The organism is Pseudarthrobacter sp. AB1, from assembly GCF_014926485.1.
GTDB lineage: Bacteria > Actinomycetota > Actinomycetes > Actinomycetales > Micrococcaceae > Arthrobacter.
Genome location: NZ_PZKO01000008.1, coordinates 1 through 18,370, shown reverse-complemented (window position 1 = coordinate 18,370; position 18,370 = coordinate 1). Strand labels below are relative to the sequence as shown.

17 protein-coding genes and 3 tRNA genes are annotated in these 18,370 nt (G+C 65.2%); 14 read left to right on the top strand and 6 right to left on the bottom strand.

Going from position 1 to position 18,370, the window contains the following annotated elements:
- Entirely contained in the window at nt 1-1,029 is a 1,029-nt protein-coding gene (locus DAD99_RS02240; protein ID WP_193340168.1) for a GNAT family N-acetyltransferase, read from the top strand.
- A gap of 242 nt (nt 1,030-1,271) precedes the next feature.
- Nucleotides 1,272-2,645 (top strand): FAD-binding oxidoreductase, encoded by a 1,374-nt coding sequence (locus tag DAD99_RS02235; protein ID WP_193340167.1) that lies wholly within the window; start codon nt 1,272-1,274, stop codon nt 2,643-2,645.
- Nucleotides 2,646-2,679: 34 nt separating this feature from the next.
- Here DAD99_RS02235 and DAD99_RS02230 read toward each other — a convergent pair whose 3' ends face one another.
- Together DAD99_RS02230 and DAD99_RS02225 are read right to left on the bottom strand one after the other, a co-directional pair.
- On the bottom strand, nt 2,680-3,480 hold the full coding sequence (locus tag DAD99_RS02230; RefSeq protein WP_193340166.1) for a DUF1295 domain-containing protein: 801 nt from the start codon (nt 3,478-3,480) through the stop codon (nt 2,680-2,682).
- On the bottom strand, nt 3,477-4,217 hold the full coding sequence (locus tag DAD99_RS02225; RefSeq protein ID WP_309233182.1) for a serine aminopeptidase domain-containing protein: 741 nt from the start codon (nt 4,215-4,217) through the stop codon (nt 3,477-3,479). Before DAD99_RS02225 ends, DAD99_RS02230 begins: the two co-directional genes overlap by 4 nt.
- 80 nt (nt 4,218-4,297) lie before the next feature.
- On the opposite strand from DAD99_RS02225, the gene DAD99_RS02220 reads away from it, so the two are divergent.
- From DAD99_RS02220 to DAD99_RS02195, 6 genes are all read left to right on the top strand, one after another.
- On the top strand, nt 4,298-5,761 hold the full coding sequence (locus DAD99_RS02220) for a YibE/F family protein (protein WP_193340164.1): 1,464 nt from the start codon (nt 4,298-4,300) through the stop codon (nt 5,759-5,761).
- 95 nt (nt 5,762-5,856) lie between these two features.
- A complete protein-coding gene (gene dusB / locus DAD99_RS02215) occupies nt 5,857-7,035 on the top strand; it encodes a tRNA dihydrouridine synthase DusB (RefSeq protein ID WP_193340163.1) in 1,179 nt (392 codons plus the stop codon).
- A complete protein-coding gene (locus DAD99_RS02210; RefSeq protein WP_227007549.1) occupies nt 7,019-8,317 on the top strand; it encodes a deoxyguanosinetriphosphate triphosphohydrolase in 1,299 nt (432 codons plus the stop codon). The genes dusB and DAD99_RS02210 overlap by 17 nt, the downstream gene beginning before the upstream one ends.
- A gap of 52 nt (nt 8,318-8,369) precedes the next feature.
- On the top strand, nt 8,370-10,301 hold the full coding sequence (gene dnaG, locus DAD99_RS02205; protein WP_185263056.1) for a DNA primase: 1,932 nt from the start codon (nt 8,370-8,372) through the stop codon (nt 10,299-10,301).
- A 66-nt stretch (nt 10,302-10,367) separates the two neighbouring features.
- Nucleotides 10,368-10,440: transfer RNA gene (locus tag DAD99_RS02200), tRNA-Asn, on the top strand.
- Nucleotides 10,441-10,565: 125 nt separating this feature from the next.
- A tRNA-Asn gene (locus DAD99_RS02195) sits at nt 10,566-10,638 on the top strand.
- A 51-nt stretch (nt 10,639-10,689) separates the two neighbouring features.
- Here the strand turns inward: DAD99_RS02195 and DAD99_RS02190 are convergent.
- From DAD99_RS02190 to DAD99_RS02180, 3 genes are all read right to left on the bottom strand, one after another.
- Complete coding sequence (locus DAD99_RS02190) at nt 10,690-11,097, bottom strand: hypothetical protein (RefSeq protein WP_193340161.1); 408 nt, start codon at nt 11,095-11,097, stop codon at nt 10,690-10,692.
- A gap of 104 nt (nt 11,098-11,201) precedes the next feature.
- Nucleotides 11,202-11,381, bottom strand: a complete 180-nt coding sequence (locus DAD99_RS02185; RefSeq protein WP_185263695.1) for a hypothetical protein — start codon at nt 11,379-11,381, stop codon at nt 11,202-11,204.
- 24 nt (nt 11,382-11,405) lie between these two features.
- The gene (locus tag DAD99_RS02180) at nt 11,406-12,659 is read right to left on the bottom strand and encodes a multidrug effflux MFS transporter (RefSeq protein ID WP_193340326.1); all 1,254 of its coding nucleotides are present in this window, start codon (nt 12,657-12,659) and stop codon (nt 11,406-11,408) included.
- A gap of 159 nt (nt 12,660-12,818) precedes the next feature.
- Here DAD99_RS02180 and DAD99_RS02175 point away from each other — a divergent pair, with 159 nt between their 5' ends.
- The 5 genes from DAD99_RS02175 to DAD99_RS02155 all read left to right on the top strand — a co-directional run bounded on the left by DAD99_RS02175 (nt 12,819) and on the right by DAD99_RS02155 (nt 16,784).
- Nucleotides 12,819-13,673 (top strand): phage holin family protein, encoded by an 855-nt coding sequence (locus DAD99_RS02175; RefSeq protein WP_193340160.1) that lies wholly within the window; start codon nt 12,819-12,821, stop codon nt 13,671-13,673.
- Between the two features lie 39 nt (nt 13,674-13,712).
- On the top strand, nt 13,713-14,336 hold the full coding sequence (locus DAD99_RS02170) for a CDP-alcohol phosphatidyltransferase family protein (RefSeq protein ID WP_193340159.1): 624 nt from the start codon (nt 13,713-13,715) through the stop codon (nt 14,334-14,336).
- A complete protein-coding gene (locus tag DAD99_RS02165; RefSeq protein ID WP_193340158.1) occupies nt 14,336-15,244 on the top strand; it encodes a DMT family transporter in 909 nt (302 codons plus the stop codon). Before DAD99_RS02170 ends, DAD99_RS02165 begins: the two co-directional genes overlap by 1 nt.
- 129 nt (nt 15,245-15,373) lie before the next feature.
- Nucleotides 15,374-16,570, top strand: a complete 1,197-nt coding sequence (locus DAD99_RS02160) for a glycosyltransferase (protein WP_193340157.1) — start codon at nt 15,374-15,376, stop codon at nt 16,568-16,570.
- A gap of 140 nt (nt 16,571-16,710) precedes the next feature.
- Nucleotides 16,711-16,784: transfer RNA gene (locus DAD99_RS02155), tRNA-Ile, on the top strand.
- 63 nt (nt 16,785-16,847) lie between these two features.
- Here DAD99_RS02155 and DAD99_RS02150 read toward each other — a convergent pair.
- Complete coding sequence (locus DAD99_RS02150; RefSeq protein ID WP_309233181.1) at nt 16,848-18,065, bottom strand: AAA domain-containing protein; 1,218 nt, start codon at nt 18,063-18,065, stop codon at nt 16,848-16,850.
- Nucleotides 18,066-18,179: 114 nt separating this feature from the next.
- On the opposite strand from DAD99_RS02150, the gene DAD99_RS02145 reads away from it, so the two are divergent.
- Nucleotides 18,180-18,370: hypothetical protein (locus DAD99_RS02145; protein ID WP_227007548.1), on the top strand; the 191-nt coding region annotated here is incomplete at its 3' end.

Below are 18,370 nucleotides of genomic sequence, written 5' to 3'. Positions count from 1 at the left end.
ATGGCCATCGAATACCGCGAATGGCTTGAGGGCGATGATCTGACGCTGCTGGAAATCTGGGGCGGCCCGGAGACCGAACAGGCAAGGCAGTTCCGTGGAGCCCTTGCCGTCTCCTCGGGAGGCGCGGACGGCTCGCCGTGGCGTCGCTGCATTGTTGCCGAGGACGTCATTGACGGCGTTGGCATTCCGGTGGCGGCGGGCGTCGTCTACGAAGCCTCGCTGCACCCGGAACGGCTGTGGACCTACATCGAGGTAGCGCGGGATCACCGCCGCGCCGGCATCGGTGCCACGCTCCTGACTATGCTGCGCCGCGAGGCCGAGCAGGCGCCGTCGGGCGTTAGCAGGCTGCGCGCGAAGGTGCAGCCGGGCACTGCCGGGGCCGCGTTCGCCGAGGCGTTCGGGCTCGCCCCCATCCAGCGTTCCCGTCTCGTGGTGGTGGAGCCGGGCGCCCTGAAGCTGCCCGTGTTCCCTGCGAAGAACGACGCCGGTGGGCTGGCCAACGACGAAAACGCCGGTTCCGACGTCGTGATGGACCTCGCTACCGGCTCCGTTGAGCTGACCGACGTCGTGGGACGGTACTACACTTCCATCCACGGCTGGGATTCGCCGGGCGTGCTGTCGGTGGGGCAGGTGCAGAAGCTGTTCCTGGATGACCTCACCGGCGCCCACGGTGCGCTTGTGCTGCGCGCCGAGCCGGGGTCAGCCTTCGGCACCGGTGTTTCGCCCAGCAAGAAGGGCCGGATCCGCGCCTTTGCGGTGAGCTATGCGGAGGCGGCCCAGGACCCGGCGGCGGACGCCTCGGCCCAGGGGGCGAAGGCCACGGATGTGTTTGTGGGCCACGAACCCGCGCTGGACGCGGACGACGCCGCAGCCGCGGTCCGTGACCTGCTCTCGCTCCTCGCGTACCAGCACCCGGTCATGCTGGAACTGGACGATTCGATGGCCGCGCTGCGCGCCGCCGTCGAGCCCTTGCTGGAATCCGGCAAGGCTCGCCAGGCCGGCGCTGACACGCTGGTCGTCTCGGACTGACCCCGCCGTCCCCAACTGACTCGCAGTTAACGCTCTCAAAACGCGAAATGGCGTAATGGCGACGCTAACTGCGAGTCAGTTGGGGGATTACCGGCGTTTGGGCGGCCACGTTCGGCAGTCCTTGACGGCGCACACGCCAAGGAGTAGTCCTTACTAAGGTAAGAGCCCGGCGAGCCAAGCCGGCTGGGGCTGAAAACGGCTCTCCGGAACCGGTCTCGACGAGAGAATCGGCGGTAGAACAAATGAACGGAATCGCACTCGATGGGCTGCGCGAACAGCTGCGAGGACAGCTTGTCACCCCGGAAGATCCGGACTATGACGACGCCCGGGCGGTCTTCAACGCGATGATCGACAAACGCCCGGCCGGCATAGTCCGGGTTGCGCAAGTGGCCGACGTCATCGCAAGCGTCAATTTTGCCCGCGACAACTCAATGCCACTGGCCATCCGGGGCGGCGGGCACAGCGCGCCCGGCTTTGGCACCTGGGACGACGCCTTGGTGATCGACTTCGTCAACCGCACCGGCGTGCGTGTTGACCCCGACGCCCGGACAGCCCGCGCGGAGGCCGGCGCCACGTGGGCCGACTTCAACCACGCCACGCACGCATTCGGCCTGGCCACCACCGGCGGCATCGTGGGTTCCACGGGCGTGGCCGGACTCACCTTGGGTGGCGGCATCGGCTACCTTGCCCGGAAGTATGGGCTCTCCTGCGACAACCTGGTCTCGGCCGACGTGGTCACGGCCGACGGCAAGTTCCTGACAGCCAGCAAGGACCGGAACGAAGACCTGTTCTGGGCCTTGCGGGGAGGCGGCGGGAACTTCGGTGTGGTGACCTCGCTGGAATACAAGCTTCACCCAGTGGACATGGTTCATGTGGGCATCGTCATTTTCGGCGCCGAGCACACGGAAACCGTGGCGAGGTTTTACCGCGACTACATGGACTCTGCTCCGGAGGAATTCGGCGCCTTCCTTGGTTTCCACCAAGGTCCGCCGGTCCCGTTCCTGCCGGAAGAATGGCACGGCAAGCCCGTATGCGTAGTGGTGGGCATGTGGACAGGAGAGATGGCTGAGGGTGCATCACGGTGGCAGCCGTTCCTGGATATCGCGCCCGTAGCAGGATCGCTCGTCACGCCGATGCCGTATCCGGCCCTGAACGTGGCCTTCGATGGGCTTAATCCGAAGGGCATGCAGGGCTATTGGAAGGCCAACTTCCTGCGGGAGCTCAACGATGGCGCCATCGGGGCGCACGCCGAGTTCGGCGCAACGGTCACCAGCGTCAACACTGCCGTGCACGTCTACCCGATTGATGGCGCCGTGGCCCGCGTAGGAGCGGCGGAGACTGCCTTCGCGAACCGTGGCATGAAGTACTCGCCCGTCATCGCCGCTCAATGGATGGACCCGGCCGACAACGAAGCCAACATTGCCTGGGCCCGCGGCTATGCCGAGGCGCTCCGTCCGTATTCGGCGGTCGGCGGCTACGTCAACTTCATGGATGCGGAGGACCAGGGCCGCGTGGCTGAGAACTACGGTGCCAACTACGAGCGGCTGGTGGCAGTGAAGGGCAAATACGATCCGGGCAACTTGTTCCACGTCAACCAGAACATCAAGCCGGCCTGAACAAGAGGACGCCTCAACCCCTGCGCGGGGGCGGTCACCGGCGTTTGGGCGGCCACGGGAAGAAGCCGCTGGTAGCTTCGACATATTCCCGGTAGCCGGGCCGGCCGGACATCGCCTTTTCCGCCAGGGGCTTCCCCGTCTTCCCCGCCAGCGTCCACACCATCAGCGCCGGTGACAGGATGGTCAGGATGCCCGGCCAGGAGTCTGCGGCGATGAGGAACAGCCCCGTCCAGATGGCTGCATCGCCGAAATAGTTGGGATGCCGGGTGTATCGCCACAAACCGGTATCCAGCACCGTGCCGCGGCGGGACGGGTCCTTCTTGAACCGGGACAGCTGCCAGTCGCCCACGGTTTCGAACACAAACCCCGTCATCCACAGCAGGATGCCGAGCAGGCCCACCCATGCCACAGGCCCGGTGGCGAACATCCCCACCTGCAGCGTCAGGGACACAAAGAACATCACCGCACCCTGAGGCAGGTAGACACGGCGGAGCGCGTAGGCGTTCCTGGATCCGGGCGCAGGATCCAGCAGGGCCTTGTACCGCGGGTCTTCGTGTCCGTCGCGCGCCCGCCACCCAATGTGGCCACCGAGCCGCAACCCCCAGACGGCCGTCAGGAGAAGCAACAGGAACCTGCGGGTGTCATCGCCAGATCCGGCGGACAGGAACCAGGACACCAGGGCCACGGCGACGAAGCCCGGGCCCCACGCGACGTCCATCACCGAATGCCGGCCCTGCCGCACGGCCACACCAAACGTCAGCGCCAGGACCGCCACGACCGCCAGCGCTGTCCAGGGCAGTGACGCGGCGAACTCCGGCCAGGGAAAGGTGCTCACAGGGCCACTTCAGCGGCGGACCGGGGCACCAGTTCAGCAAGCGTGCGCGAGGCGGGGTGTGTGAATCCGGTGCGCGCCGCGAAGGCCGTCATGACAAAGCCGGTGGCCAGCGTGTGCCACAGACGGCCGCGGCGGACCATAAAATGACCGGCACCGTGGATCGAAACATACTGCATTGAGGCTGCTGTCCCCGTGGCTCGGCGCGCGAAGGCCAGGGACTGGGACGGGCTGGTCATGTGGTCTCCGGTGCCGTGGACAATCAGGACCTTGCGCCCAGTGAGCGCAATGGCAGGTGTCTCCGGGCTGAGCCAAGGGGCCAGCGCCACCACGGCGTCCACCTGCGGATCGTCCGCGGCACTCACGGCGGTGAGGCCGCCCATGGAGTGCCCCACCAGATACACGGGAACGCCAGGGTGCTGCGCACTGATCTGCTGGAGTGCCCAGTGGGCATCCTGCAGTGCAGACCTGTCCGGCCCGTTCCAGCCCCGCACGCTGTTCCGCAGGGACCACACGGCCATGCCATGGTCCTTCCCGGCACGGTGCAGGTGGCGGGCGAACGTGATCATGCGCAGCGGGCTCAGGTGGCGAGCCTCCACGGGCTCAAAGCTGTGTGCCTTGCCCCCGTGCAGGACCAGTGCCACGCCCTGCGTTGTCCCGGAGGCCGGCAGCACACTGAGCGCCGCCTCCCGCCTCGCAGCAGGTTCGTTGGTGTGGGATTCAGTGCTGCGGTCCGTCACGTGTGGTTCCTCTCGGTTCATGCCATTTATCAACCCTAAGGCGCCGCACGTAGAGTGCAAGGTATGAGGTTCAACTGCTGATGGGCTCCGGTCACTCCCACGTTTCAACAGATCATTCGGAGCCGACAGCCCAGGCGATTGCTGCCCGGCGGAAGGCAAACCGCATCCTGGCAGCTGTGCTGGTGCCGCTGACGCTGCTGACGCTGGTTGGCATGGCCATGCTGTGGCCGTCCGGGTCCCAAGAGGGGATATCCCTCGCCAGCCCTTACTCGGCGGCGCCGGGCGTTACGTTTGATACCGGCAAGATCCAGAGCGTCGTGGAAGAAAGCTGCTTGCAGGGCTCCACAGCCGCCAGCCGGCCCCCGGACACCAGCGGCCAGCCTGCCCCCGCCGGCTCCGAGTGCATGTTCGCTTTTACGGAACCGGACCAGGGCGGCAGCCCCGTCAAAGTAGTGATCAATCCTGACGTGGCGCAGTCACACGGCGTGAAGCCGGGTGACCAGATCAGGTACCTCAACCTTTCGAACGCCCAAGGCGCCGCGGCGTCGCAGGGGTCCCCGGCGTACATCTTCGTTGACTTTGTCCGGACCCTGCCCATCGTAATCCTGGCGCTCCTTTATGCCCTGGTGGTGATCGCGGTGGCGCGCTGGCGCGGACTCCGGGCATTGCTGGGGCTGGTGGGCGCGTATTTCGTCCTTGCCGGCTTTATGTTGCCCGGGCTGGTGGAGGGCAAACCTCCGCTGCTGCTGGCCCTGGTGGGGTCAACGGTGATCATGATCGGGGTCCTGTATTTTGCCCACGGATTCTCCGCGCGGACGTCCACGGCGCTGCTGGGCACCATGTTCGGCCTGGGCATCACGGCGCTGCTTGCGGCCTGGGCCACCGACGCCGCCAACCTCGCCGGCGTGGGCAGCCACGATGCCACCACCCTGATCAATACCTCGGCCAACATCTCCATTTCCGGGGTGATCCTCTGCGGCCTCATCATCTCCGGCCTTGGTGTCCTCAACGACGTCACCATCACGCAGTCGTCTGCCGTCTGGGAACTTTACGAGCTGGCACCCGGCACCAGCGCCAGCACGCTCTTCACCTCCGCCATGCGGATCGGCCGGGACCACATCGCCTCCACGGTCTACACCATCGCGTTTGCCTACGCCGGCGCAGCCCTGCCCATCCTGATCATTGTGATGCTCTATGACCGGCCGCTCGGGGACACGCTGACCAGCGCCGAGCTGTCCGAAGAAGTCATCCGCACACTCGTCGGCTCTATTGGCCTGGTCCTCGCCATCCCCGTGACCACCCTGATCGCCGTCCTGGTGGTCAAGGCCACCGGCGTCCGGACTGTGGGTCAGCCCGCCGTCGGCGTACCGGACGAAGACCGCCGAACAAACGGCACCCCGGGCGCCGACTCCATTAACGCGGACGACGTCGGCGACAATGGTGCGCTCGCGGCGGCCGCCTTCGAGAGGCGGTCACGGCAGTCCACGGAAGACTCCGACGATCCTGTCCTCGCCCGGAGGGGGCGCCGCGCAGACCGCGGCTGAACGGCAGCTCGCCGCCCGGCGATGCCAGACAGTTCCAAAGGGTGTGTCCAAATGGCCTGGCCCGCCGATTTGCCCGCCTTTGCGACAATGGACAGGTGACTGTTACCGCAACGCCTCCCGCCCCCAAGCTGGAACTCCCGCCCCTGAAGCTGGGCCCCATCACGGTGGACACCCCCGTGATCCTGGCTCCTATGGCGGGCATCACCAACTCCGCTTTTCGTCGTTTGTGCCGTGAATACGGCGGCGGCCTGTACGTGGCGGAGATGGTCACCTCGCGCGCCCTCGTGGAACGCACCCCCGAGTCGCTGCGCATCATCTCGCACGACGACGACGAAAAGGTCCGCTCCGTCCAGCTGTACGGCGTGGACCCCGTTACGGTGGGCCACGCAGTGCGCATGCTGGTCGAAGAGGACCGCGCGGACCACATCGACCTGAACTTCGGCTGTCCCGTTCCCAAGGTGACCCGGCGCGGCGGCGGGTCTGCCCTGCCCTGGAAGACCGATCTCTTCACCTCGATCGTCCAGACCGCGGTCAAGGAAGCGTCCAAGGGCAATGTCCCGCTCACCATCAAGATGCGCAAGGGCATTGACGAGGACCACCTGACGTACCTCGACGCCGGCCGGATCGCCCGCGATGCCGGGGTGGCCGCCGTCGCGCTTCACGGCCGCACCGCAGCGCAGTTCTATTCCGGCCAGGCGGACTGGTCTGCGATCGCCCGCCTGCGCGAAGCCCTGCCTGACATCCCTGTCCTCGGCAACGGCGACATCTGGTCTGCGGAGGACGCGGTCCGGATGGTCCGGGAAACCGGCGTGGACGGCGTGGTGGTTGGCCGCGGCTGCCAGGGACGCCCGTGGCTGTTCGGTGACCTCATGGCGGCCTTCGAAGGAAGCGACGTCCGCCACAAGCCGGACCTGCAGAAGGTGGCCGGGAGCGTCTACAGGCACGCTGAGCTGATGGTGGAAACCTTCGGTGACGAGGGCAAGGCCCTGCGGGAGATCCGCAAGCACATGGCCTGGTACTTCAAGGGTTATGTGGTGGGCAGCGAACTGCGGACCAAACTGGCCATGGTGTCCAGCCTGGAGGTACTGCGCGGGACCCTGGACCAGCTGGACCTGGACTCGCCGTACCCCGGCGTGGATGCCGAAGGCCCGCGCGGCAGGGCAGGGTCGCCCAAGAAGCCGGCGCTTCCCAAGGATTGGCTGGAATCCCGTGCCCTGAACGTAGCGCAGTCGCGGGACATCTCTGCCGCGGAGCTGGATGTTTCCGGTGGCTGAGACGCGCATCACGGCACAGCCCCTGCCCGGCTACGAGGCCCACGATTCCGCCCGCTGGGTGGAGGAACCGCCCAAAAACAACTACCGGTCCGATTTTGAGCGGGACCGCGCCCGGGTGCTGCACTCCTCGGCCCTGCGCCGCCTCGGCGCGAAAACGCAGGTGGTGGCCCCGGACACGGATGACTTCGTCCGCACCCGCCTGACCCACAGCCTCGAAGTCGCCCAGGTTGGCCGCGAACTGGGCCGTGCCCTGGGGTGTGACCCGGATGTGGTGGACACCGCCTGCCTGAGCCATGACCTGGGGCACCCGCCGTTCGGCCACAACGGCGAGTCCGCCCTGAACGAGGTGGCACATGCCATCGGCGGTTTCGAAGGCAATGCCCAGACCCTCCGGCTCCTCACCCGGCTGGAGCCCAAGGTCCTGGCCACCGACGGGCGCCCGGCCGGACTGAACCTCACAAGGGCCAGCCTGGACGCGGCGGCGAAATACCCCTGGTCCGCGCTGAACGCGCCGGTGATCCATGGGCAGCGCACCAGCAAGTTCGGCGCCTATGAGGACGATCTTCCCATCTTCGACTGGCTCAGGGAGGGTGCGCCGGAACGCCGATCATGCCTGGAGGCACAGGTCATGGACCTTGCCGACGACATTTCCTATTCCGTCCACGACGTCGAGGACGCGATCGTGGCCGGGCACTTCCAGCTGCGCTGGATGGATAACCCGGACCACCGGGCCCGTGTGGTGGGCTATGCCAAGCAGTGGTACCTCCCGCAGAACGACCCCGCCGCGATCGACGCTGCCCTGGCCCGGCTGGAAGCCACCGACGTGTGGGTCCGCGAGGCCGACGGCAGCCGCAAATCCATGGCCGCCCTGAAGAACATGACCAGCCAGCTGATCGGCCGGTTCTGCCAGAGCGCCCTGGAGGCCACCCGTGCCGTCTACGGCCCGGAAAACCTCACCCGGTACAGCGCCGAGCTGATGGTCCCGGACGAGACGGTCATGGAGATCGCGGTGATGAAGGGCCTGGCCACCACGTTTGTGATGACCACCGAACACCGCCAGCCCATCTACGAGCGCCAGCGCGAGGTGCTGCACGCTCTGGTCACTGCCCTGAACGCCACGGGGGACCGTCACCTGGAGCCGATGTTCGCGGCTGACTGGCGGGACGCGCCCGACGACGGCGCACGGCTCAGGGTGGTCATCGACCAGGTGGCGTCGCTGACAGACGGATCGGCGCTGGCAATGTACGAACGCCTCGTGGGGAGCCTGCCGTCGCTGTGGTGACAGACGCCATAGGGCGGCCTTCACTGTTGTTCCCCGGGACTAGGATGGCTCTGTGGCTGGCCTGATCAAACGTGATGACATAGACGAAGTACGCCAGCGCACGGACATCAAGGAAGTGGTTGACGGCTACGTCACGCTCAAGGGTGCCGGGCTGGGAACGTATAAGGGCCTGTGCCCCTTCCACGACGAACGGTCGCCGTCGTTCACCGTGCGCCCCCAGGTGGGCAGGTACCACTGCTTCGGGTGCGGTGAAGACGGGGACGTCATCGCCTTTGTGCAGAAACAGGACCACACCTCATTTCATGAGGCCGTGGAAAAACTGGCTGCCCGCATCGGCTACGAACTGCGCTACGAAGACGGCGGCACCGGCCCCAACCGCGAGGAAGTGGGCAAGCGCCAGCGCCTGCTGGATGCCCACAAAATCGCCGATGAATTCTTCCGCGCCCAGCTGTTGACGCCCGGCGCCGCCGAAGGCCGGAACTTCCTGTTCGGCCGCGGCTTTGACCGCGCCGCCTCGGAGCAGTTCGGCGTGGGGTACGCGCCGCAGGGCTGGGACGCGCTCCTGAAGCACCTCCGCGGCCGCGGCTTCACGGACCAGGAGCTCAAGCTGACGGGGATGTTCTCCGAGGGGAACCGGGGCATTTATGACCGGTTCCGCGGCCGGCTCATTTGGCCCATCCGCGACATCGCCGGCGACACCATCGGCTTCGGCGCCCGCAAGCTGTATGAGGACGACCAGGGCCCCAAATACCTCAACACCCCCGAAACCACGCTCTACAAGAAGTCCCAGGTGCTTTACGGGATCGACCTCGCCAAGCGCAGTATCGCCAAAGACCGCCAGCTTGTGGTGGTTGAGGGATACACGGACGTGATGGCCTGCCACCTGGCGGGAATCCCGACGGCGGTGGCCACCTGCGGCACGGCGTTCGGCACCGAGCACATCAAGATCGCCCGCCGTCTGCTGTCGGACGACGGCACCGGGGGAGAGGTTATCTTCACCTTTGACGGTGACGCCGCCGGGCAGAAGGCGGCACTGCGCGCCTTCGAGGAAGACCAGCGCTTTACCGCCCAGACCTACGTGGCCGTGGAGCCCACCGGCGCCGACCCGTGCGACCTGCGCCAAAGCAGGGGCGACGCCGCTGTGCGGGACCTGATCGCCACGCGCCGGCCGCTGTTCGAGTTTGCCATCAAGGCCACGCTCAGGCGCCACAACCTGGACACCGTAGAGGGCCGGGTGGCTGCGCTGCGGGAATCGGCTCCGGTGGTGGCCCAGATCCGGGACGCAGCCATCAGGCCCGAGTATGCCCGGGAACTGGCCGGCTGGCTTGGGATCTCGGTTGAAGATGTCAGCCGGGCTGTTGGTGTTGCCATGAAGCGTGCCGCCGCAGGCGGGCCGGCTGCACCTGGGACGCCCTCAGGAGCCGGTACGGCGGCTCAGCTGGGGTCCGCCCGGGCGGGCGGGCCCGGCGTGGCTGCCGGTCCGACGTCGGGCGCTGTCCCTTCCTATCAGCGGCCCGACCCACGGGACCCTGTGGCCTCCATGGAACGGCAGGCCCTGGAGGTGGCGCTGCAGGAGCCCGCACTCCTGGGCGGCGGCATCTGGGAGCGCTTCTCCGGGGCCCGGTTCATCACGCCCGCCTTCCTGGCCGTGCACGATGCGATGCGCGCTTCCGGCCCCGAGCTGATCGGCGACCCCGCACGATGGGTGGGCCAGGTGATGGAGGAAGTCCCGGAACCCCTGCGTCCGTTGGTGTCCGAACTGTCCGTGGTGCCGCTGCCCGCGAGCACCGCCGAGGGAGTCCAGAAGTACGGCAGAGGCATTCTCACTGCGCTGTTTGAACTCCAGATCACGCGCGTGAAGGCGGACAAGATGGGCCAGCTGCAGCGACTCGACCCAGGCTCCGAGCACGACCGGATCCAGCAGCTGCAGCGTGAACTGATGATGCTCGAAATGGAACGCCGGGCACTGCGCTCGGACGCCTGAAACGCGCCGATTCCACTCCGATTTCGTTTCCCCGCACGGTGTTTGCTAGGCTGGTACCCGCTTCATTCCTCCTTAGCTCAATTGGCAGAGCATTCGACTGTTAATCGAAGGGTTGCTGGTTCAAGTCCAGCAGGAGGAGCGCACAATCCCCGTTCCGGGTCTCCGGAACGGGGATTTTTGTATACCCGGGGCGGGTATGCGATGCTGTGCTGCCGCCGATTTCCCATTCCCGGGAAACCTTTGCTAATGTCATACCTGCTTCATTCCTCCTTAGCTCAATTGGCAGAGCATTCGACTGTTAATCGAAGGGTTGCTGGTTCAAGTCCAGCAGGAGGAGCAAACAAACAAAGATCCCCGTCCTCATCTCTGAGGGCGGGGATTTTTTGCATCAGACAAAGTCCATTTCCACTTGCAGGAAGCACTCCGCTTCGGTAATGGCTGCGCGGAAGGCGTCCTGCTCGGTTGGGAACTTGCGGGGCTCCCGCGGATGCCACTCATGGGCTGCTGAGTGCACCCGGACGAAGCCGGAGGCCGGCGGTGCGTAGAAGATGCCGAACCGCTGCACCGGCCATTCGGGCGACGTCTCCGGGGCCACCAGGAGGGCGGCGCTGAAGGCGGCGTTGAACCACTGCGCGATGGGCCGCCGTCGGTCGTCCGTGAAGAGTCCGGCGGCATAGAGGGCTGCGGACTGTTCGCCGGTTTGGGCGCACAGCCGGTCCCACCACAAGGGCAAAATGCCTGAGTCGCAACGTTGCCATGTGGCCGGGGGCGGCGGGGAGAACTGCCAGCTGGGCACGGATCTATTTTATCGTGGGAAAGCACCCCAGCGGCAGGGGTTGGCCTCTCCTCGGTGACCCGCGATTTGGCGCCCGGTCACAACGGCTCGCCAGCCCCCAACAACTATGGGCGGTTCCAGGGGCCCGGGTTAACCCGGTACAGCAGGGCAGCACCGGCCAGTGCACCCAGGATTATGCCTATGGCGCCACTGCCGAACACGCGCCCAAGGAAGTAACCGGCCACACCGCCCAGCACTGCCCCGAGGAACAGTCCCCGGGGGTTGCGGTGCGGCTTGCGTGGCATGCGTTTCATCAGTGATCGACGGGTTCAGTGGATCGAGGGCACGGTGCGCGGCCTGACGATCAGCCAGAGGCCCGCTATCGCCATCAGTATGCAGGCGGCCTGCACGGCGCCCATGGGGGTGGAGCTGGTGATGCCCAGCCACCCCGCCACCGGTGACACCAGGCCGGCCATCAGGAACGTCGCGGCACCCAGGAGCGACGCAGCCGTCCCGGCCTGTGCTCCGTGGCTGCTCAAAGCCAGCACCTGGACACAGGGGAACGTAAAGCCAGTGCCCAAGATGTAGAACCAGAGCGGAACCATTGCGCCCCAAAGTCCCAGGCCGGCCTGGTCAAAGACCACAATCAGCAGGGCCATGAGGAACATCCAGGCTGTGGAAGAGGCAAGGATCCACTGCGGGGGAACAATACGGATGAGCCTGGAGCTGATCTGGACGCCAGCCACAATGCCCAGGGAATTGATGCCGAACAACAGACCGTATTCCTGCGGCGAGAACCCGTAGATGTCCTGGAACAGGAACGGCGACGCGGACAGGTAAGTAAAGAGGCCGGCGAAGTTCATGCCTCCCACCACCAAGAGGCCCACAAAGATCCGGTCCGTAAAAAGAACCTTGTACCGCTGGCTGGCGGTCATGCCGGTCAGCCCGCGCTTTTCCCGTGGCAATGTTTCGCGGACCAGGACGAGCGCGGCGATGATCACCAGCGTGCCGTAACCGGCCAGGAACACGAAGATTCCCGGCCACGGCATCACCAGGAGCAGCTGCGATCCGATCACCGGGGCCAGAATCGGAGCCAGTCCGTTCACCAGGGCCATGCGCGAGAACATCCGGACCATGGCATAGCCCGAGAACAGGTCCCGCACCATTGCCATGGCCACCACTCCGCCACCCGCAGCCCCCACGCCCATGAGGACACGGAAGAAGCCCAACGTGGAGATGTCGGTGGACAGGGCTGCTCCCACGGAGGAAGCGATATGCAGGGCCGTGGCCAGGATCAGCGGGAGCCGGCGGCCGAACTTGTCGCTGAACGGGCCTACCACCAGCTGGCCGAGGGCAAAGCCCACGGTAGTGCCGGCCAAGGTCAGCTGGACCTGGGCCTCGGTGACCCCCAGGCTCGCTTCCAGTGCCGGGAACGCAGGCAGGTACAGGTCGATGGTGAAAGGGCCCAGCGCGGTGAGTGCACCGAGGAGGAGGATGTACAGCAGTTTCCGGCGTCGGGTCAGCGAATCGCCCGGATTCGAGTGGGTGGTCACGGAGATCAATCCTAGGCCCGGAAGTTCCATCTTTCCGGGGTTGCGGGCGCGCCGTGGGGCCAACCAGGAAGTTTGCCCCGGACCGGAATGATAGTTTTGGGGGCGGGACCGTGCTGCCGCGGGCTCCCACAGCACACGGATGCCGAATCGACCAGGCAGCAGACCACGCAACAAGTTAGGCGGGAACCGATGAGCGGACGTCACACCGGGCGCACCAGCCAGGGATTGCGGATCACCGCGCTGCCCAGGACGCTGAAACTACTCTTTCGCCTGGCCCCTCGCCAACTCAACGATGAAATCGCCTTCGCCAAGATCGAGCTCAAGCGCAAGGGCATCCAGGTCGGCGTCGCCGCCGCCTTCTTTGCCGTCGCGCTTATTTTTGTGGCGTTTCTTATGGTGGGCCTCATCGTAGCCGCCATAATGGGCCTGGCCACCATCATGCCGGCGTGGCTGGCCGCGCTGTTCGTCTGCGCCCTGTTCCTGGTCATCGCCCTCATCGGTGCACTGATCGGCCTCCGCAAATTCAAGCAGGCCATGCCCCTGGTCCCGGCCGAAACCATCCGCGGGATCAAACACGATCTCGGCATCGCCAAGGAAGGCTCGGGCTTCAACGCCGAACTGCTCGATCCCGCCAGCCCGGAGGCCAAGGCCGCGAAGGCTGCCAAGGACGAAGCAGCCGCGAAGGCCAAGGCCGAGAAGGAAGCCAAGGCCGAGGCGCATAAGACGGAGTTCCCGCACGCGTCCGAGCCCGAGCTTCACCGCCGCCTCGAACAGCGCCGGCGGCACTTGGCACAGGTCCGCGACGAGCTGGATAACGAGCTCGACATCAAGCCGCAGGCCATGTTCGTACTGGGCGCTGCCAGGGAGAAACTGGGGGAGGGCAAGGCCGCCGTTGAACACGGCGCGGCCGCGGCCAGCCAGAAGTTCGCTGCCTTCTCCGGCTCCCGGGACGGCGCCGGCGTGCGCTGGAAGCCGCTTGCCGCCCTTGCGGCCTCCGCGACGATCCTTGCGGTGCTTCTGCGCAGGCTGCTCCGGAACCCCTGACAACACACATCACACTGGGCACCATGGAAGGGGGGCGGAGTGAGGTTCATTGGCGCTGGCGCGCGACCCGGCCGCCCCCAAACTGACCACGACCGCGTTTTCACCCTCCCCAACGCCCTGACGGTGCTGCGTTTTATGGGCGTGCCGCTTTTTGTCTGGCTGGTCCTGGCCCAGAAGGAATATGGGGCCGCCGTGGTGGTTCTGGTGGTCATGGCGGGAACCGACTGGATTGACGGGTATGTGGCCCGCCGCTTCGACCAGGCGTCCAAGCTCGGCCGGGTCATGGACCCGCTGGCGGACCGGCTTGCCCTGATCGCGGTGGCGGTCACCCTGGTGATTGCCGGCGTCGTCCATTGGCTGTATCTGGCCGCACTCCTGGTGCCGGACGCCGTGCTTCTGGTGCTGACCCTCTCCTATTTCGGGGGCCATCCGGACCTGCCGGTGAGCCGTGTAGGCAAGGTTCGCACTGGATTACTGCTTCTGGGCACACCGCTGCTGGTCCTGTCGCGTTTGGACACCCCGGTTGCCGGGCCGCTGTACGTTGCCGCCTGGATCGTGCTGGGACTCGGGCTTGCCGGCCACTGGATTGCCGCCTACAACTATTTCTGGGCGATTCTGCGCAAGGGCCGCCAGCAGTCCCATCACGACGGCGGCACCGGCTGATGGTGTGGGTGGCCGTTCTGCTGGCGGTGCTTGGGGCGTTCTGCCTGGCCTTCGGAGCACAGAAGCAGGGGAGTGCAGTCAAAGCCGACACCGGCGGGCTGGCGCTGAGTTCAAACGGCTTCCTCCGTCTGCTCCGCAATCCGCGGTGGGTGCTGGGACTTCTCCTGCTGTGCGTCGGGATGGGATTGAACGCGGTGGCATTGGTCTCCGCGCCGCTGACGGTGGTACAGCCGATCGGCGCCATTGCGCTGGTCATTACCACGGTGGTGAACGCCCGGGACCAGGACATCACCATCAACCGGGCCACCATGGTGTCCATCGCGGCCTGCGTGACCGGCTCCGCACTCTTTGTCCTCCTCGCCGTCAACGTGACGCAGGAGAACCACCACGTGAACCAGGAGGACGAGCTCACCATCGTGTTGCTGCTGGCACTGGCCGTCGGCGTGTTCGGCACCCTCGCGGTCATGTTCCGGCACCGGATGAGCGCGTTTGTTTACATCCTCGGCGCCGGCGTGCTGTTCGGCTTCGTCGCGGTCCTGACTCGTATCATCGGCAAACACCTGCTGGATCCGAACGGGCTGGCACTGCTCAATGTCCAGTGGTATTCGGTGGTGGCCATCGCAGCGGCCGGCGGCCTGGGTTCGTGGTTTGTGCAGAGCGCCTACTCGGGCGGCCCGCCGGACCTTGTCATCGCCGGGCTGACTGTCATCGACCCGATCGTTGGCATCGCCATCGGCATCGTGATCCTGGGTGAGCTGCGCCCGGACGTCCACGCCGTGATGGCGATTGCCATGGCTGCGGCTGCTTCGCTTGCTATCGTGGGGGTGATCGCCCTTTCCAGACACCATCCCGAGGTCGCCAAGCGCAGGAAAGATGCGCGGAAGGCGGCGGGCAGGGCGTCCCACTAGCCTGTTTACCCGACTAGCCCACTTCATGACCAGCCGATTTTCACTAAGAGGCCCCGCGCTACCTTGCCGGCGGCCCACCGGTGCAGCCAGCGACAGCTGCCCGCACCGTGACCTTCAGGAGCTCTCCACGTGACAACGCCCTCCGACCAGCGATCCTTGACCGTACTGATTGCCGCGGATACCTATCCGCCCCACATCAACGGGGCCGCCCAGTTCAGCTACCGGCTCGCGAAGGGTATGACGGGCCGAGGCCACGATGTGCATGTGCTGGCCTGCCGCGCGGACAACGGCGCGAGCTTCACCGAGTTCCGCTCCGAGGCGACCGTGCACCGGCTCCGCTCGCACGGGGTCTTCACCCACGAATACTTCCGCATCTGTTTCCCCTGGGAAATCAAGAAGGAGATCGGCCTCCTTTTCGATCGGATCCAGCCCGATGTAGTGCACATCCAGAGCCACTACATGATCGGCGAGCACGTCCTCTACGAAGCGGCGAAGCGGGGCATCAGAATTGTGGCCACCAATCACTTCATGCCGGAGAACCTCAACCCGTTCCTGCCGTTCCCGCAGTGGTTCAAGGACATCATCGGCAAGATCTCCTGGAAGGACATGGGCAAGGTCATGGGCCAGGCCGACGTCGTCACCACGCCCACACCCCTGGCCGCCAAGGCCATGCACCAGCACGCCTTCCTACACAAGGTACTGCCACTCTCCAACGGCATCGACTCCGCAGCCTACGAGCTGCAGCCAGGCGAAGTTATCGAACCGCACGCCCATCCCACAGTGGTCTTTGTGGGGCGCCTGGCCGAGGAAAAGCACGTGGACGTGCTGATCAATGCCGTGTCCAAAACGCCCGCGGATCTCAACGTCTGCCTGGAGATTGTGGGCGGCGGCGAAGTCCGTTCGGCTCTTGAAGCGCAGGCGGAACGTCTCGGAATGGGGGAGCGGGTGAAGTTCCTGGGACTGGCCAGCGATGACGACCTCCGTGAGGCCTACATCAGGGCAGACCTGTTCTGCATGCCGGGGACCGCTGAGCTTCAGTCCCTGGTGACCCTTGAAGCTATGTCTGCCTCCACTCCCGTCCTGCTAGCGGATGCCATGGCACTGCCCCACCTGGTGCGCGATGGCGAGAATGGCTATCTCTTCACGCCCAACGACAGCGACGACCTCGCAGCCAAGATCACGAAGATCCTCCAGTTGCCGGCCGACGAACGGGCGGCAATGGGCCAGGCCAGCCGGCGGATGGTGGAACCGCATAGTATCGAGGGAACGCTGCAGACCTTCGAGGATCTCTACCGGGGTGCAAGCTACGACGACAAAGCAGTCTGACTGCGATCTGGCAGCTCCCGCTCCAGCCTGACCGTGGCACGGCGTCATGGCTGCGTGGTCTTCATGCCCGCCACTTTTTGCTAGAGTGTTTTTGCCCTGCTGAAGCTGAAGTCCTCCACGGACCACGCTGGGAAGGGCGGGGGGCTATAGCTCAGCTGGTTAGAGCGCGGGACTCATAATCCTAAGGTCCTCGGTTCAAGTCCGAGTAGCCCTACTGTGTGTGCCCTCCGGTCTGCGTTCACGCAAACCGGAGGGCATTCGTGTCTCAGACGAATGCCTAGTCAAGAATGGCTGTGGCGAGCTTTTGGCGGATCACGTGTTCTTCGCCGCTCCCGGTGGTTGGCAGCCGCAGGAGCGGAATGCCGTGCGCGAGGCAGATCGCATCCTTGAAGCCGTCCCGGACTCGTTGCAAAGGATCAGCCTCGTGGAAGGCAAAACCGTCAACTTCCACAGCGAGGACAGGCACATTGGTGATGCGGTTGTATATGACGAAGTCCACCGTGGCGCGGTTGCGCACGTAGGCCATCTGCTGGGCCGTGAGCCTGGACAGGTCGGGGAGCAGATTGCGTAAAACGACCTGCTGAGCAACAGCCAAATCCGTGTAGGTTGCCTCGGCAAGAATTTCGAGGAGCAGCGTCCACACGATGTTTTCGGAAGCGAACTTGGACGTGTTTTGAAGGCGGGCAGCCAAGGGCCGGAGCACCGCCGAGTACTCCTTGTAGAGGAGATCGAATACAGATACGACTGCGCTATCGAACACGCCGTGCTCGGGATCCTGGTACTGGATGAACTGGACCAGATCGCGGAGATGACGGCTGGCCGGCAGCATGTCGTAATTCGTCACCAAAATGAACCGTTTGACCGCCCGGGATACCGCCACATTGACCAGTTGCGGGTTATCCACAAATTCAACCCCGAAACGTCCGTTTTTGGTCTCGTCCAGGACCGTGCTCATGATGATGACTTCCTTCTCGCGGCCCTGGAACTTGTGGACGGTGTCAGCCTGGATGGTGTTGACGAGGGCTTCCGCCACTTTGTCCACTTGCAGACGGTACGGTGTGACCACACCTATGTCTTCAGGCCGTGTGTCTGAGCAGAATTCTTGCAGGACTTCCTCTGCAATAACGTCCGCTTCCCGCTGGTTGATGCGACCGCCCACGTGCTGCCGCATGTGGTTTCCCTTAGCTGTGCGTACCACTATGAGCGCCCTGTTGTCCGGGTCACTGACCGTGTACGGAACGAGTTGCCCACCGTAAAACTTCTTGTTGCAGAAATCGATGATGGCAGGGTCGCAGCGGTAGTGCTCCCGGAGCATTGTGCGGGGGAGATCGGTGCCGAAGCGCTCGATGATTGAGGACAGGATACTGTGCCGCCCATAGTCGTAACTTGGCGCAGGTGCTGGCCGGGCACGCTCGGATGCACCCTTCGCCGCTATGTGCTGTAGCTGCTGCAGGTCGCCCACCACGATGACGTTCCGTGCGCAGGAAAGCGCCACGCCCGCGACTAGATGAGTAATTCCAAGGGGTGTGTTCGGCGCGGCGCGGCGGTTTAGAGGGCAAGGGTGTCCAGAATCGGCGTTATCTACCCAACGTCGAACTTGGAGGCTCACGTGGACGCCGATCTGGACACCCTTGCTACTGCATTGTATGTGGCAGCCGATGATCTGTTAAAGGCATATCCGGAACGGATCCCGGCCCGGCCCCGCATCGGAATCAGCCCGAGGATCACCGATGCTGAGCTGATCACCTTGGCCGTGATGCAGGCCCTGCTCGGCTTTACCAGTGAAGCCAGATGGCTGCG